The organism is Clostridium estertheticum (genome assembly GCF_026650985.1).
Taxonomy (GTDB): domain Bacteria; phylum Bacillota; class Clostridia; order Clostridiales; family Clostridiaceae; genus Clostridium_AD; species Clostridium_AD estertheticum_C.
In genome coordinates this window covers 4,058,449-4,075,562 of sequence record NZ_CP086239.1, presented here as the reverse complement: position 1 = coordinate 4,075,562, position 17,114 = coordinate 4,058,449, and the positions used below count along the sequence as shown (strand labels likewise).

The 17,114-nt window shown below is 35.3% G+C and carries 7 protein-coding genes, 2 tRNA genes, 3 rRNA genes, 1 pseudogene and 1 other annotated feature; all 13 genes and pseudogenes read left to right on the top strand.

The genetic code is table 11. The annotated features are described in order from the left end of the window. Positions 1-16 precede the first annotated feature (16 nt). The 13 genes and pseudogenes from gyrA (at position 17) to serS (ending at position 17,032) form a co-directional block, all read left to right on the top strand. On the top strand, positions 17-2,590 hold the full coding sequence (gene gyrA, locus LL038_RS19465; protein WP_216126434.1) for a DNA gyrase subunit A: 2,574 nt from the start codon (positions 17-19) through the stop codon (positions 2,588-2,590). A 542-nt stretch (positions 2,591-3,132) separates the two neighbouring features. After that, positions 3,133-4,646: ribosomal RNA gene (locus LL038_RS19460) — 16S ribosomal RNA — on the top strand. Positions 4,647-4,945: 299 nt separating this feature from the next. Then, a 23S ribosomal RNA gene (locus LL038_RS19455) occupies positions 4,946-7,884 on the top strand. Between the two features lie 116 nt (positions 7,885-8,000). After that, positions 8,001-8,117: ribosomal RNA gene (gene rrf / locus LL038_RS19450) — 5S ribosomal RNA — on the top strand. The 16S, 23S and 5S rRNA genes sit together here with 2 tRNA genes alongside, the layout of an rRNA operon. A gap of 6 nt (positions 8,118-8,123) precedes the next feature. Next, positions 8,124-8,200, top strand: a tRNA-Ile gene (locus LL038_RS19445). A gap of 3 nt (positions 8,201-8,203) precedes the next feature. Further along, a tRNA-Ala gene (locus LL038_RS19440) sits at positions 8,204-8,279 on the top strand. A gap of 119 nt (positions 8,280-8,398) precedes the next feature. Continuing rightward, complete coding sequence (locus LL038_RS19435; RefSeq protein ID WP_216126612.1) at positions 8,399-8,893, top strand: HD domain-containing protein; 495 nt, start codon at positions 8,399-8,401, stop codon at positions 8,891-8,893. A gap of 149 nt (positions 8,894-9,042) precedes the next feature. Beyond that, a complete protein-coding gene (locus tag LL038_RS19430) occupies positions 9,043-9,558 on the top strand; it encodes a transcription repressor NadR (RefSeq protein WP_216126608.1) in 516 nt (171 codons plus the stop codon). Positions 9,559-9,601: 43 nt separating this feature from the next. Beyond that, positions 9,602-10,765, top strand: coding sequence for a DUF362 domain-containing protein (locus tag LL038_RS19425; protein ID WP_216126606.1), 1,164 nt, complete (start codon positions 9,602-9,604; stop codon positions 10,763-10,765). A 5-nt stretch (positions 10,766-10,770) separates the two neighbouring features. Further along, a complete protein-coding gene (locus tag LL038_RS19420) occupies positions 10,771-13,500 on the top strand; it encodes a UPF0182 family protein (RefSeq protein ID WP_216126603.1) in 2,730 nt (909 codons plus the stop codon). 107 nt (positions 13,501-13,607) lie between these two features. Further along, entirely contained in the window at positions 13,608-15,047 is a 1,440-nt protein-coding gene (locus LL038_RS19415) for an NAD(P)/FAD-dependent oxidoreductase (protein WP_216126601.1), read from the top strand. Positions 15,048-15,063: 16 nt separating this feature from the next. After that, positions 15,064-15,324, top strand: a pseudogene (locus tag LL038_RS19410) (DUF1667 domain-containing protein); the annotation flags it as partial. Positions 15,325-15,444: 120 nt separating this feature from the next. Then, positions 15,445-15,646: a binding site (T-box leader), on the top strand. A 102-nt stretch (positions 15,647-15,748) separates the two neighbouring features. Further along, a complete protein-coding gene (serS, locus tag LL038_RS19405) occupies positions 15,749-17,032 on the top strand; it encodes a serine--tRNA ligase (protein WP_216126598.1) in 1,284 nt (427 codons plus the stop codon). Positions 17,033-17,114: the final 82 nt, after the last annotated feature.

Genomic DNA, 17,114 nt, shown 5'->3' with positions numbered 1-17,114 from the left:
TTTAAAGAGGTGTAACATGATTAATAATCAGGGAAAAATTAAACCTATTGATATAAGGTATGAAATGAAAAAATCTTATATAGATTACGCTATGAGTGTTATTGTAAGTCGTGCTCTTCCAGATGTACGTGATGGACTTAAACCTGTTCATAGAAGAATATTATTTTCTATGCATGAACTAGGATTAACACCAGAGAAGGGATTTAGAAAGTGTGCAAGGATTGTAGGAGATGTTTTAGGTAAGTATCATCCACATGGTGATACTGCGGTATATGGAGCACTCGTTAGAATGGCTCAAGACTTTTCACAAAGATGTACTTTAGTTGAGGGTCATGGCAATTTCGGTTCTGTAGATGGTGATGGAGCAGCTGCAATGAGATATACAGAAGCTAAAATGAGCAAAATTACAACTCAGATGCTTCGCGATATTAATAAAGATACAGTAGATTTTGTTCCTAACTTTGATGGAGAAGAAAAAGAACCATCAGTACTTCCTTCAAGATTTCCGAATCTTTTAGTTAATGGATCAACAGGAATTGCAGTAGGAATGGCAACCAATATACCTCCACATAATTTAATAGAAGTTATAGATGGAGTACTTATGGTTATTGAAGATTCAGAAGTCACTATAAATGATTTAATGACAAAAATAAAAGGACCAGATTTTCCTACAGGTGGAATAATACTCGGACGAGCAGGAATAAAAAGTGCTTATGAAACAGGAAGAGGAAGGATACTTGTAAGGGCTAAAACAGACATTGAAGAAAATAAAGGTAGAAATACAATAATAGTAACAGAGTTGCCTTACCAAGTTAATAAAGCAAAACTTATAGAAGGTATTGCAGACTTAGTAAAAGATAAAAAAATAGATGGAATATCAGATTTAAGAGATGAATCAGATAGAGAAGGTATGCGAATTGTTATAGAACTTAAAAGAGATGCAAATCCTAATATAGTATTAAATAGGTTATTTAAACATACTAGGATGCAAGATACTTTTGGAGTTATAATGATAGCTCTTGTAAATAATGAACCTCAAACTTTAAATCTAAAACAAATTTTAGTTTACTATTTAGAACATCAAAAAGATGTAATAAGAAGAAGAACTCAATTTGATCTTGATAAAGCACTAGCAAGAGCCCATATCTTAGAAGGTTTAAAAATTGCGCTAGATCATATTGACGAAGTAATTCGTTTAATAAGAGCATCAAAGACCATTAGTGAGGCTAAAGAAAGTTTAATGAGTTCATTTGATTTATCTGAAAAACAAGCTACAGCTATTGTTGAAATGAGACTTGGAAGACTCACAGGCCTTGAAAGAGGTAAAATTGAAGATGAGTACAACGAATTAATGAAAACGGTAAATTACTTAAAAGGAATATTAGCGGATGAATTAGTATTGTTAAACATAATTAGGGATGAATTAATAGAAGTTAGAAATAAATATGGTGATACTAGAAGATCATCAATAGAAAAAAATCCATATAGCTTAGATGAGGAAGATTTAATACAAGAGCAAGATATTGTAATAACTTTAACTCATGCAGGATATATAAAGAGACTTCCAGCTGATACTTATAGCGCTCAAAAAAGAGGGGGTAGAGGGATACAGGGTGTTACTACAAAAGAAGATGATTTCGTAGAACATATCTTTATAACTACCACTCATAACAATATTTTATTCTTCACAAATAAGGGAAAATCATTTAAGTTAAAAGCTTATGAGATTCCAGAAGGTGGAAGAACCGCTAAAGGAACAAACTTAATAAATATTATACCACTCGCAAGTGACGAAAAGATTCAAGCAGTTATATGTCTTAAAGAGTTTGCGCAGGATAATTATCTTGTAATGGGAACAAAAAATGGATTAATTAAGAAAACATCATTAGATAAATATTCAGCTATTAGGAAGAATGGTTTAAATGCAATAAACTTAAGAGAAGATGATGAACTAATTGGAGCTGCAATAACTAATGGAGATAGCGAAATGCTATTTGTTACTAGAAATGGTTACTCTATAAGGTTTAGTGAAAAAGATGTAAGAGGTATGGGTAGAACTGCAACTGGGGTTAAGTCATTAACCTTAAGAGAAGAAGATATCGTGGTTTCTATGAATATAGTTACACCTGAAGAAGAACTTTTAGTTATAAGTGAAAATGGATTTGGTAAGAGAACCTTAGTTTCTGAATACTCACTTCAGCATAGAGGTGGTAAGGGAGTAATAACTTATAAGGTATCTGCCAAAACAGGGAAACTCGTTGGGGCTAGAATAGTAAAAGACGGCGACGAAATGATACTTATAAACAGTAATGGTATTGTTATAAGATTAAACGTAGCTGGAATATCGACTACGAGTAGGAATACTATGGGAGTTACTTTAATGAAAAACGGAGATGGAGATAACATTGTAGCTATTGCTAAAATTAATAGCAGTGATGTAATTGATACGGATGAGGAATCTTCTGATGGAGAGACGAATTCCGAAGTTGTACAAGAAGACTCTGCAAAAGATGTCATTAAAGAAGCTTCTGTTAATGAAAATCAGGATATAGATGTAGTAGATAATACGACTGATAAAATAGAAGAATAAAGTTTTAAAGTACTTATTTGAATATATTTCAAATAAGTACTTTTTTTGCTTTGTAAATAACTAACCTAGTGTATCCCAATGCTTAATTTGGAGAAAAACAGAGATATACAAAGAATAAAATAGTATAATCTGTGGAGAAGTAGAATTTTTGTAAACACAGTATCGAATAAATTTGATACAATACATCTTGTCGTTACGAATTAGTAGTAACAACGGTTTAAGTTTAAAGGTTACATAGTTTTCTTAGTTTTAAATAGTATCTTGAAAATAGAAAATATATGTTGACAATCAAAGTAATAACAGATATAATTGTAGAAGTCGTCACATGATGACAAAGCAAATTGGTCTTTGAAAATTAAACAGAGAAATAGGTAAAGAAATGAAATAATATTTTATTTTAACCAGTCAATTACTTTAGTAAAAGTAATATTTTAGTCGTAAGACTAAAAAGTATGTAATGAGCTTGCGTACCAACGTAATGTTGGTGACCAACTTAACAGTTGGCGCAGATTAATTATTTCAACTAAAAAAGTGTAAACTTTTAAATTGAGAGTTTGATCCTGGCTCAGGACGAACGCTGGCGGCGTGCCTAACACATGCAAGTCGAGCGATGCGATCCTTCGGGATCAATTAGCGGCGGACGGGTGAGTAACACGTGGGTAACCTGCCTCAAAGAGGGGAATAGCCTCCCGAAAGGGAGATTAATACCGCATAATATGTTTTGATCGCATGATCTTAACATCAAAGGAATTTTTCGGAATTTCACTTTGAGATGGACCCGCGGCGCATTAGCTAGTTGGTGAGGTAAAGGCCCACCAAGGCAACGATGCGTAGCCGACCTGAGAGGGTGATCGGCCACATTGGAACTGAGACACGGTCCAGACTCCTACGGGAGGCAGCAGTGGGGAATATTGCGCAATGGGGGAAACCCTGACGCAGCAACGCCGCGTGAATGATGAAGGCCTTCGGGTTGTAAAGTTCTGTCTTCTGGGACGATAATGACGGTACCAGAGGAGGAAGCCACGGCTAACTACGTGCCAGCAGCCGCGGTAATACGTAGGTGGCAAGCGTTGTCCGGATTTACTGGGCGTAAAGGATGCGTAGGCGGACATTTAAGTCAGATGTGAAATACCCGAGCTTAACTTGGGTGCTGCATTTGAAACTGGGTGTCTAGAGTGCAGGAGAGGTAAGTGGAATTCCTAGTGTAGCGGTGAAATGCGTAGAGATTAGGAAGAACACCAGTGGCGAAGGCGACTTACTGGACTGTAACTGACGCTGAGGCATGAAAGCGTGGGGAGCAAACAGGATTAGATACCCTGGTAGTCCACGCCGTAAACGATGAATACTAGGTGTCGGGGGTCGAACCTCGGTGCCGCCGTTAACACATTAAGTATTCCGCCTGGGGAGTACGATCGCAAGATTAAAACTCAAAGGAATTGACGGGGGCCCGCACAAGCAGCGGAGCATGTGGTTTAATTCGAAGCAACGCGAAGAACCTTACCTAGACTTGACATCCCTTGCATAACTCAGAGATGAGTGAAGTCCTTCGGGACAAGGTGACAGGTGGTGCATGGTTGTCGTCAGCTCGTGTCGTGAGATGTTGGGTTAAGTCCCGCAACGAGCGCAACCCTTATCATTAGTTGCTACCATTAAGTTGAGCACTCTAGTGAGACTGCCCGGGTTAACCGGGAGGAAGGTGGGGATGACGTCAAATCATCATGCCCCTTATGTCTAGGGCTACACACGTGCTACAATGGTGAGTACAAAGAGATGCAAGACCGCAAGGTGGAGCCAAACTCAAAAACTCATCCCAGTTCGGATTGTAGGCTGCAACTCGCCTACATGAAGCCGGAGTTGCTAGTAATCGCGAATCAGCATGTCGCGGTGAATACGTTCCCGGGCCTTGTACACACCGCCCGTCACACCATGAGAGTTGGTAACACCCGAAGTCCGTGAGGTAACCGTAAGGAGCCAGCGGCCGAAGGTGGGATCGATGATTGGGGTGAAGTCGTAACAAGGTAGCCGTAGGAGAACCTGCGGCTGGATCACCTCCTTTCTAGGGAGTAGATGTATTGACTTCGGTCGATGCAATAGAAGAATTTAATTATTCTTCAAAATATCTATTGTAATTACTCGTTCCTATTTCTCTGTTTAATTTTGAGAGACTAATTATATTAACTTTTAGAAGTTAATTAATTAATAGTTTTTCTTAAAATGTTCTTTGAAAATTGCACAGTGTATAAAGTTATTTTAAAAAGATTTAGATCCACGTGAGTGGTTATAGGTTAATTTATTATGATTTCGCAAAATTAATATTAAGTAACAAAACCGTCTATGCAAATAGACAGAATCAAAGGTCAAGCTACAAAGGGCGCATGGCGAATGCCTTGGCACTAGGAGCCGAAGAAGGACGCGTTAAGCTGCGATAAGCTTTGGGTAGGCGCAAATAGCCTGTGATCCAAAGATTTCCGAATGGGGGAACCCACATAGTAACAACTATGTACTGCATACTGAATAAATAGGTATGCAGAGGTACACCCGGGGAACTGAAACATCTAAGTACCCGGAGGAAGAGAAAGAAATATCGATTTCCTAAGTAGCGGCGAGCGAAAGGGAAAGAGCCCAAACCTAAGTCTTTGACTTAGGGGTTGAGGATAGATCATAAATACTGCAATTCTTTAATTGAAGATAGCTGGAAAGCTGCTCCGCAGAAGGTAATAGGCCTGTAAATGAAAAGGAAGAACAGTCAGATCTAATCCAGAGTACCACGAGACACGTGAAACCTTGTGGGAAGCTGGGAGGACCACCTCCCAAGGCTAAATACTACCTAGTGACCGATAGTGAAGAAGTACCGTGAGGGAAAGGTGAAAAGAACCCCGGAAGGGGAGTGAAATAGAACCTGAAACCGTGTGCCTACAACCGGTCGAAGCACTTTTTATGTGTGACGGCGTGCTTTTTGTAGAACGAGCCAACGAGTTACGATATGTAGCAAGGTTAAGTACTTAAGGTACGGAGCCGAAGGGAAACCGAGTCTGAATAGGGCGTTCTAGTTGCATGTCGTAGACCCGAAACCGGGTGACCTATCCATGGCCAGGATGAAGCGGAAGTAAAATTCCGTGGAGGTCCGAACCACGTTGGTGTTGAAAAACCATGGGATGAGCTGTGGATAGCGGAGAAATTCCAATCGAACTCGGAGATAGCTGGTTCTCCTCGAAATAGCTTTAGGGCTAGCGTCGATTAATTGAGTAATGGAGGTAGAGCACTGAATGGGCTAGGGGCTGACAACAGTTACTGAACCCTATCAAACTCCGAATGCCATATACTTTTATTTCGGCAGTCAGACTGCGAATGATAAGATCCGTAGTCAAAAGGGAAACAGCCCAGACCATCAGCTAAGGTCCCAAAGTGTAAGTTAAGTGGAAAAGGATGTGGGATTTCTAAGACAACTAGGATGTTGGCTCAGAAGCAGCCACTCATTCAAAGAGTGCGTAATAGCTCACTAGTCAAGAGATCCTGCGCCGAAGATGTCCGGGGCTAAAACTTACCACCGAAGCTATGGGTTTACACAATTGTGTAAGCGGTAGAGGAGCTTTCTGTACTGGCTGAAGTCATACCGTAAGGAGTGGTGGACGGTACAGAAGTGAGAATGTTGGCATGAGTAGCGAGAGTTAAGTGAGAATCTTAACGGTCGAAAACCTAAGGTTTCCTGAGGAAGGCTCGTCCTCTCAGGGTTAGTCGGGACCTAAGCCGAGGCCGAAAGGCGTAGGTGATGGACAATCGGTTGATATTCCGATACCACCAATGGACGTTATTAGAAATGGGATGACGCAGGAGGATAAGATGTGCACACTATTGGATGTGTGTCTAAGCATTTAGGCGGAGCAAGCAGGCAAATCCGTTTGCTCTTAACGCTGAGATGTAATGGGGAAGGCAATTTATTGCTGAAGTATCTGATTCCACGCTGCCAAGAAAAGTCTCTATCGAGGATATTGGTGCCCGTACCGCAAACCGACACAGGTAGGTGAGGAGAGAATCCTAAGACCATCGGAAGAATTACTGTTAAGGAACTCGGCAAATTGACCCCGTAACTTCGGGAGAAGGGGTGCCTACGTAAGTAGGTCGCAGAGAATAGGCCCAAGCAACTGTTTAGCAAAAACACAGGTCTCTGCTAAAGCGAAAGCTGATGTATAGGGGCTGACGCCTGCCCGGTGCTGGAAGGTTAAGGGGATTAGTTAGCTGAGAGCTTGCTCTTGGCGAGGCTATGAACTTAAGCCCCAGTAAACGGCGGCCGTAACTATAACGGTCCTAAGGTAGCGAAATTCCTTGTCGGGTAAGTTCCGACCCGCACGAATGGCGTAATGATTTGGGCACTGTCTCAACAGTACATCCGGCGAAATTGTAGTTCCAGTGAAGATGCTGGATACCCGCGATTGGACGGAAAGACCCCGTAGAGCTTTACTGTAGCTTAGCATTGAATTTCGGTATTGTCTGTACAGGATAGGTGGGAGACTACGATACATGGGCGTCAGCCTGTGTGGAGTCATCCTTGGGATACCACCCTGACAGTACTGAGGTTCTAACTGGAGGCCATGAATCTGGTCACAGGACATTGTTAGGTGGGCAGTTTGACTGGGGCGGTCGCCTCCGAAAGAGTAACGGAGGCGCCCAAAGGTTCCCTCAGCGCGGTTGGAAATCGCGCGAAGAGTGCAAAGGCAGAAGGGAGCCTGACTGCGACACTTACAAGTGGAGCAGGGACGAAAGTCGGGCTTAGTGATCCGGTGGTACCTCGTGGGAGGGCCATCGCTCAACGGATAAAAGCTACCTCGGGGATAACAGGCTGATCTCCCCCAAGAGTCCACATCGACGGGGAGGTTTGGCACCTCGATGTCGGCTCGTCGCATCCTGGGGCTGAAGTAGGTCCCAAGGGTTGGGCTGTTCGCCCATTAAAGCGGCACGCGAGCTGGGTTCAGAACGTCGTGAGACAGTTCGGTCCCTATCCGTCGCGGGCGTAGGAAATTTGAAGGGAGCTGTCCTTAGTACGAGAGGACCGGGATGGACAAACCTCTGGTGCACCAGTTGTCACGCCAGTGGCATCGCTGGGTAGCTATGTTTGGAAGGGATAAACGCTGAAAGCATCTAAGCGTGAAGCCCACCCTAAGATGAGATTTCCCATTACTCGCACGTAAGTGCGATGTAAGTAAGACTCCTGGAAGACCACCAGGTTGATAGGTTAGAGGTGTAAGCATGGTAACATGTTCAGCTGACTAATACTAATAAGTCGAGGGCTTGACCAAGATAAAATAATAAAATGCGAAAACACTGTGCAATTTTGAGAGAATATCTCATAAAATGTATTGACAAGTTAACTATAGCTTGGTATACTTTTATAGTAAGGTTAATACCTTATAAATTTGGTGATTATGGCATGAAGGTAACACCCGTTCCCATACCGAACACGAAGGTTAAGCTTCAATGCGCCGATGGTACTGCAGGGGTGACCTTGTGGAAGAGTAGGTCGTCGCCAGATAAATATGGATCTTTAGCTCAGCTGGTTAGAGCTACCGGCTCATAACCGGTCGGTCCGGGGTTCGAGTCCCTGAAGGTCCACCATATGGGGATATAGCTCAGCTGGGAGAGCACCTGCCTTGCACGCAGGGGGTCAAGGGTTCGATTCCCTTTATCTCCACCAAAAAAACAGTCTAATATAGACTGTTTTTTATTTCGTTAAAAATTAGTTGTAAAGTAATAAATATACTAAATTAAATGGGTAAATTAATAAAAAAGTTTAAATATGAAGGGAGAACTACATTGTCACTATATAGAATAAAGCAGTTTTACAGATCAATAGTTGCTAAACTTAATGATAAAGATGTAGATTTCCTAAAAACTTATTTAAAAACTTATGAATTACAGTTATTTAATAAATTACCTACATATGAACAAAAGCATTGCATAAATGTAGCTAGAGATGTAGAAACAAATTGTAACAAAAGAAAATTACAATCATTTAAATTGATAAAAGTTGCATTGTTACATGATATAGGTAAGATATATAGTACAATGAATCCAATAGATAAAGCTATAATGGTTATATTGCATAAAATAACAAATGGAAAAATTAGAGCATTTAACAAATTTAAAAATGTTAATATGTATTATAATCATGGAGAGATAGGATGTAATTTATTGAAACAATATGGGTATGATGATAGATTTTTATTTTTAATAAAAAATCATCATAACAATAGTATAATAGACGATATAGAATTGAATATATTAAAGGAATGTGATAATAAAAATTAAGAAACTAATAATAGTTTCTTTTTTTATAACCATTTATAATAAATTAAAAAAAATATATATAAATGAAATAGTTTATATATTATAAAACATTTTTAATAACTAGTGAAGAGTGCTAGAATATAATTAAATACATATACTAGGAGGATGAAATGAATTCAAAGGAAAGAAGAGAATATATTAGAAATCTACTAGTTACGAAGGATAATACATATAAAGGCCAGTTTCTAGCAGAGCAATTAGGGGTCACAAGGCAGGTTATTGTAAAGGATATAGCAATTATAAGAGCAGAAGGAGTAAACATAATTGCAACTCCAGAAGGTTATTTGATTCCTAGTGAAGAAAACAATTTTGTACGGAGAGTAATAGCAGTTTCGCATGGGCGTAATGATATATATAATGAGCTTGAATGTATTGTTAAGTTCGGAGGGGTAGTAGAAGATGTAACAGTAGAACACCCTTTATATGGCGAAATAAGAGCAATGATTATGATAAAAACGATTATGGATATCGAAGGATTTACAAAAAATTTCAAAGAATCAAGTGTTCAGCCATTATCATATTTAACTAAAGGTATACATCTGCATACTATAAAGGCGGATAATGAGGAAATTATAGAATCTATTATAAAAGAATTAAAAGAAAAAAATTATTTAATTTCTGATTAGTTTATTTTTGTAATATTAATTTATTTAATAAGGGGAGAGTATTATGGAAAATGTTGCGCTTTTAAAATGCGAACAATATGATGTTGATTTAATAGAAAAAAAGTTGCGAGAAGGATTTGAATTATTGGGTGGAGATGAATTTTTAAGGAAATTAATACCTAAAGATAGTAAAGTACTTTTGAAACCTAACATGTTAAGTGTTGAAAGCAAGGGGTCACCAGTAGTAACTCATTATGCTGTTTTTGAGGCAGTAATTAGAATTGTTAAGGAATATTCAAATCATGTTAGCTTTGGTGATTCACCAGGTTTCGGTGATTCAAGGAAGGCAGCAGAGAAATCTGGTCTTATGGAAGTTGCAGATAGATATGGGGTTAAATTTGAGGATTTTAAAGAATCAGTGCATGTTAGATTAGATAATTCTATTCTATGTAAATCATGGAACGTTGCTAAAGCTGCTTATGACGCAGATGTTGTTATAACGCTTCCAAAGCTTAAAACACATGCTATGGCTTATTATACAGGGGCTGTAAAAAATCAATTTGGATGCATACCGGGAACTCAAAAGGCAACTTGGCATACAAGAATGCCAGATGCAAATAATTTCTGTAAGATGCTTCTGGATTTGAATACCGCTGTAGGGACTAATTTTGCTATCTTAGACGGTATAATTGCGATGGAAGGTAATGGTCCTAAAAGTGGTCAGGCGTATAATTTGAATACTTTAATTATGGGACAAAGCTTAACGGCTGTAGATTCTACTGCAGTTAGGCTTATAGGTTATGACAATCCATTAGATACACCAGTATTAAAAGAAGCATACGATAGCAAGTGGGGAGTAGTGCTTCCAAAGGATATAAACATACTTGGAGAAAAATTAGAGGATATGAAAGCGAAAAACTTTAAACTATGCCGAAAGGGTGGTAATTTTTATTTTATAAACCCGGCTGTAACTAATTTTTTAAGGGGAATGATAGCGCCAAATCCAACACTTATTCAACAAAAATGTATAGGGTGTGGTAGGTGTGCAGAGGTATGTCCAGAAAAGCCAGTGGTGATTACAATGGTGAAAAATGGGGATAAACTAAACCCTAAATGGAATATGAATGAATGCATTAGATGTTTTTGTTGTCAGGAATTATGTCCAGTTGGTGCAATTGAAACAAAATATTCAACTCTAGGAAGATTACTAAAACTAAATAAGAGGTGAATCTTGTGAAAGGGAAAAAAACAATAACAACTATTATCGTGATAATAGTATTTATTATAATTTTCTTAGGTAACATAGTTAATCTAGCCATAAATATTCAATGGTTTAAGGAAGTTGGCTATCTATCTGTATATTTTACTAAGATAACATCAATTTTAAAGTTAATGATACCAGTATTTATAGTAAGTTATATATCAATATGGACATATTATAAAATAATTAAAGGCATTATTTTAAGAAGCAAAAAAGTCGAAGAAAGTAATAAAAATAAAGAAAAGATAAAACGTAGTATTAGTATTCTAATTAATACTATAATTTCTTTTATAATGTCTTTTAGTTTTGCATCTAAATATTGGTATACAATATTACAATTTGCGAGTACTACAAAGTTTAATTCTGTAGATCCATTATTTAAAAAAGATATTTCATTTTTTATATTTAAACTTCCATTAATTGAATCACTATATAAGATGTTTATAACGCTTATTGGGGTCTTAATGATAATTACCATAATAACGTATATTATATTGAGGTCAAAGGATTATATAATGTATCCAAGAAAAAGGAATAATTTTTCTACACTTAAAAAAATTAAGAATATTAGAAACGTAAGAGGTGAATTAACTAAATTTGCAGGAAGGCAGCTTGCCGCTTTATCTTCAATTGTAATACTTTTAGTGTCTTTAGGATATTTAATTAAATCTTGGGATTTAGTATATTCACAAAAAGGAATAGTATTTGGAGCAAGTTATACGGATGTACATGTAACATTAAGGTTTTATGAGGTAATAACGGTAGTATCTTTAATCTCTGCCATAATAACATTTATAAGCATTTTAACATACAAAATAAAACCTATAGTTATATCTATTATTGTGATAACTATTTTAATTATTGGGGAAAATATAACATCAACTGCAGTTCAAAAATTTGAAGTTCAATCAAACGAAAAAACTCTAGAGAAACCTTATATTCAGTACAATATAGATAGTACAAGAAAAGCTTTTAATATAAATAATATAGATGAAATACCATTTGAGATAAAAAATGATTTAACAAAAGAGGATATTAAAGAAAATAAAGATACCGTTAACAATATAAAAGTAAATTCTTATAAGCCAGCGTTAGAATTTTATAACCAATTCCAATATTTAAGATATTATTATGGATTTAATGATATAGATATTGATAGATATAATATTAATGGAAAATACAATCAAGTATTTATAGCACCAAGAGAAGTTAATCTAGATTCGTTAAAAGGTAATTCAAACACTTGGCAGAATAGACATTTAGTTTATACACATGGGTATGGCGTAGTTGTGAGTAAGGTAAATTCTGTAACTAGTGAAGGACAACCAGATTTCATAATTAACAATATACCACTAGAAAATAAAACAAATATAAAGTTAGCTAATCCCAGAATATATTTCGGTGAAAAAACCAATGATTATAGCATTGTTAATACTAAAATTGGAGAGCTTGATTACCCTAAGGGCGGGGAAAACCAAATGAATAGTTATGAAGGCGTGGCTGGCATAAAAATGAATATTTTAAATAGAATTTTATTTGCGATAGATCAAAAAAGTGTCAAGTTTTTATTGTCTGATGATATTACGTCAAATAGTAAAATATTAATTGATAGGAATATACTTGAAAGAGTAAAAAAAATTGCTCCGTTTTTAACATATGATGATGATCCATACATTGTAATAAATGGGGGAAGGTTATATTGGATTATAGATGCATATACAACTTCAAATAGATATCCATATTCACAGCCACAAAATGGGAAAAATTATATAAGAAATTCAGTTAAAGTAGTTATTGATGCATTAGATGGAACTCCTGACTTTTATATAGTTGATAAAAATGATCCTATAGTAAATAGCTATTCAAAAATATTTCCAGAATTATTTAAAAATTTAGAGTCAATTCCAGGTGGTATAAAAGAACACTTTAAATACCCAGAGAGCCTATTTAGTTTGCAATCAAATCTCCTAGAAAAATATCATATAACAGATCCAGAAGTATTTTATAACGGAGATGATGTATGGTCTATAGCAACAAACCAAGACAAAATTGAAGGTAAACAAGAGAAGATTGATGCTTCTTACTTAATAATGAAATTACCAAAGGAAAGTAAGCAAGAAATGGTTTTACTTGAATATTTCAATACTAAAGGTCGAGATAACATGGCATCACTATTTGGAGCAAGAATGGATGGAGATAATTATGGTAAAATGGTCTTATATATATTGCCACCAAAGCAAACAGTGTATAGCCCAGTATTATTTAAGCAACAGATAAATCAAGATACTGTAATATCAAAGGAATTATCACTTTGGAATACCCAAGGGTCTCAGGTTCAATTTGGAGAAACAGTAATTGTACCAATTAAAAATTCTCTGCTTTATGTAGAGCCTATGTATTTGAGGGCTAAGGGGAAAACGAGTATACCAGAGATGAAAAAAGTTATAGTATCTTATGGTGGCAAAATAGTTTTAGATGACAATATAGAATCAGCATTAGAACAAATATTTAATATTTCTGATAGAACTAATATATTAAAATCTGTATACAATTCAGATCTAGATTCTAAAACGTCGGATAATATAAAAATTGCTAAAGATCTATATAATAAGGCAATGGAAGCCAAAGAAAATGGTAAAATGGATGAATATGGAACATATATAAAACTATTAGGTGATGTGCTTAATAAGGTAATTAAATAGAATATATTTAACATGATCTAAAAAGTTTTTATATACTGCGTCGTATGTTTAAAAAAAGGATATAATAACAATGTAAAGAAAAAGTTTAGGTATGCTGGAGGGTTATAATGGATTATGATGTACTTATTTTAGGCGGAGGAATAATTGGATGTGCAGTAGCTTATGAAATTTCAAAATATAATCTTAATATAGCTGTTATTGAAAAAGACTATGATATAGCGGATGATGTAGCATTAATAAATACTGCTATGGTATATAATGGCGTTGAGAGTGAAGACACTTTAACTGCAAAGCTTGAACGTATGGGAAATAAGATGATGGATACTATAAGTGCTAAATTTAATATTCCATTCAAAAGATGTGGTTCTCTAATACTTGCTCAAACTGATGAAGAAGTAGATATAATACAAGGAATATATAATAGAGCAATAGATAGAGGAACAAAGGATGTGCTTATTTTAGACTCTGAATATATATATGAGATGGAACCAAATCTAAATGTAGATATAAAAAAAGCACTATATTCTAAAAATACAGGTGTAATTTGTCCATTTGATTTAGCATTATCCTATGGCGAAGTAGCATTTGATAATGGTGTTAAATTTAAACTAGAAGAAGAAGTAATAGACATCCAAGAGCTAACAAAAGGTTTTAAAGTTATTACCAATAAAAATAAATTAACTTGTAAAATGGTAATAAATACAACACCATCGGAAAATTACAGCATAGGAAATGAAAAAAAAGCTAATGAAAATAAAAAGAAACCTACCATGGATGTAAAAGATATTGATATAGATAATAACGAGGGAACATTGAAATATATACTTTTAGATAATAGTGAGAAAACAAAATATTCTCATGCATTATTTATGATCAATTCTAAGGGTGAGAGGATTTATACACTTCCAAGTATGGAAGGAGATACGGTAGCTGCTATTAGTACAAGAGAGAATGTTAGTTATGATGAAGTAGTAAAAAGGGTGTCTAAGATAACAAGTGTCGTGGATGATATGAATGTTAAAATGTTTTTGGATTGGCCTTTTTTTGAAGATCCAATGGTAATTGATGATAGCAGTATAGATGAGGGACTTATTCAAATCAAAGGAAAACACTATGGCCAAGTTACTATGACACCAGCTATTGCAAGTATTGTATGTGAGAGTGTAGTGAGTAATATGAAGTGCAAACTTAAAAAAGATTTTAATGATAAAAGAAGAGAAAATTATAAATTCCGCGATTTGTGTGATGAAGAGAGAAAAAGAGTTATAGAGCTTGATGAAAAATATGGTAGAATCATATGTGGATGCCAAAAGGTAACTGAAGGTGAAATAGTTGATGCTATACGTAGACCATTAGGGGCAAGAACAGTAGAAGGTGTTAAAAGAAGAACTGGCGCTGCATTTGGAAATTGCCAAGGGGCACATTGCCTAAATAAAGTCGTTTCTATTTTAGCGAGAGAGACTAGTAAAAAAATGACAGAAATAACTAAGGACTCAAAAGACTCTAATATTTTGTTATGTAGAATAAAAGAATTTAATAGTATGTAGGGGATGAGTATACTTGAAAGAAGAAACTAGTTATGACATTAATGAAAATGATGATGTATTAACAACTTTAGTTAGGATAAAAGGTTCGGATTTGTGTAATGTGGTTTCAGTAAAAACGAGTAAACCTATTAATAAGAAGTTATGGATAGAGTGCTCTAAGGCATTGAGTAGAATACATGTGGGGCCACCTATAAAAATAGGAGATGTAGTATGTAAAAATTTACTTAATACTGGAATTGATATTATCTGTACTAAAAATGTCGAGAGAAATAGCTAGTACATATAATTTGACATTAAAAGTTTTTATTGACTTTATAAAAAATTAGATGTAATATTTTATATAAAATAAATGATATTACTTTGAAATTATTAGCATAAAAGTATAATTTAATAAAGTATAAAACCTATGATGAAAATAGTAACAAAATATAAAGGTTAAGAGAGTCAGTGGTTGGTGAAAACTGATACCTTCATTTTTGCGAATCCACTTCCGAGGGACTGTGAGTAGCAGTACGGTATAACCGTTATATTAGATAAAGAGGATTAGATATTTATATTTAATCAAGTAGGGTGGCAACGCGGAGTCTTTCGTCCCTTTTTTTAGGGAAAAAGACTCTTTTTTTATTGTATTTATATTCTAGGTATCTTAATTAAGAATTGATAATGACAAACATTTATAATATATTTAAGGAGGAATAATTATGTTAGATTTAAAGAGAATAAGAAATAATCCGGAAGAAATAAAGGCATTGATGGCAGACAGAGGGGAAAATTTTAAAGTATCATTGATTGATGATGTTGTGTATCTTGATAAAAAAAGAAGAGATATGTTAACAAAGGTAGAAGAGTTAAAAAACAGAAGAAATACTGAATCTGCACTTGTACCAAAAATGAAAAAGAATGGTGAAAGCGTAGAAGAAATAATGGTGGAAATGAAAAAGCTTTCAGATGAAATTAAAAACTATGATGTTGAGTTATCTGAGGTAGATGAGAAAATCAAAAATATAATGTTAAGTATTCCAAATATTCCTAATAAAAACGTGCCACTCGGAAATACAGAAGAAGATAATGTGGAAATAAAAAAATGGGGAGAACCAGCAAATTTTAAATTTGAAACTAAAGCACATTGGGATTTAGGAATAGATAATGATATTTTAGATTTTGAAAGAGGCGGAAAAATTACAGGTTCAAGGTTTACAGTTTATAAAGGCCTTGGAGCAAGACTTGAAAGAGCATTAATAAGCTACTTTTTAGATTTACATGTGGATACAAATGGATATACAGAAATATTGCCTCCATACATGGTTAATAGGCAAAGCATGATTGGTACTGGTCAACTACCTAAATTCGAAGAAGATGCCTTTAAAGTAGCTAATACAGACTATTTCTTAATACCTACAGCTGAGGTGCCGGTTACTAACATATATAGAGACGAAATATTGAATGGTCAGGATCTTCCTATAAAACATGTTGCATATAGTGCTTGTTTTAGACAAGAAGCAGGATCAGCTGGAAGAGATACAAGAGGACTTATAAGGCAACATCAATTTAATAAAGTTGAGCTTCTTAAATTTACAAAACCTGAAGATTCTTATGCGGAACTTGAAAAATTGCTTGCTGATGCAGAATCGGTCCTACAAGGACTTGAACTTCCTTATAGAATAGTTAAGATATGTAAAGGTGATTTAGGATTTACAGCTTCATTTAAATATGATATTGAAGTTTGGATGCCAAGTTATAATAAGTATGTTGAAATATCAAGCTGTAGTAATTTTGAAGATTACCAAGCAAGGCGTGCAAATATTAGATATAAGGACAATAAAAAAGATAAGGCTCAATACATCCATACACTTAATGGATCGGGAGTAGCTGTTGGAAGAGCGTTAGCTGCAGTGCTTGAAAACTACCAAAACGAAGATGGATCAATAACTATACCATCAGTTTTATTAAAATATATGGGAAAAAATACAGTAATATCAAAATAAAAAGATTATTGTATATATAACATAATAAATATACGCTTTAATATTTGATATTAAGGCGTTTTATTTATTATAAAACATATAT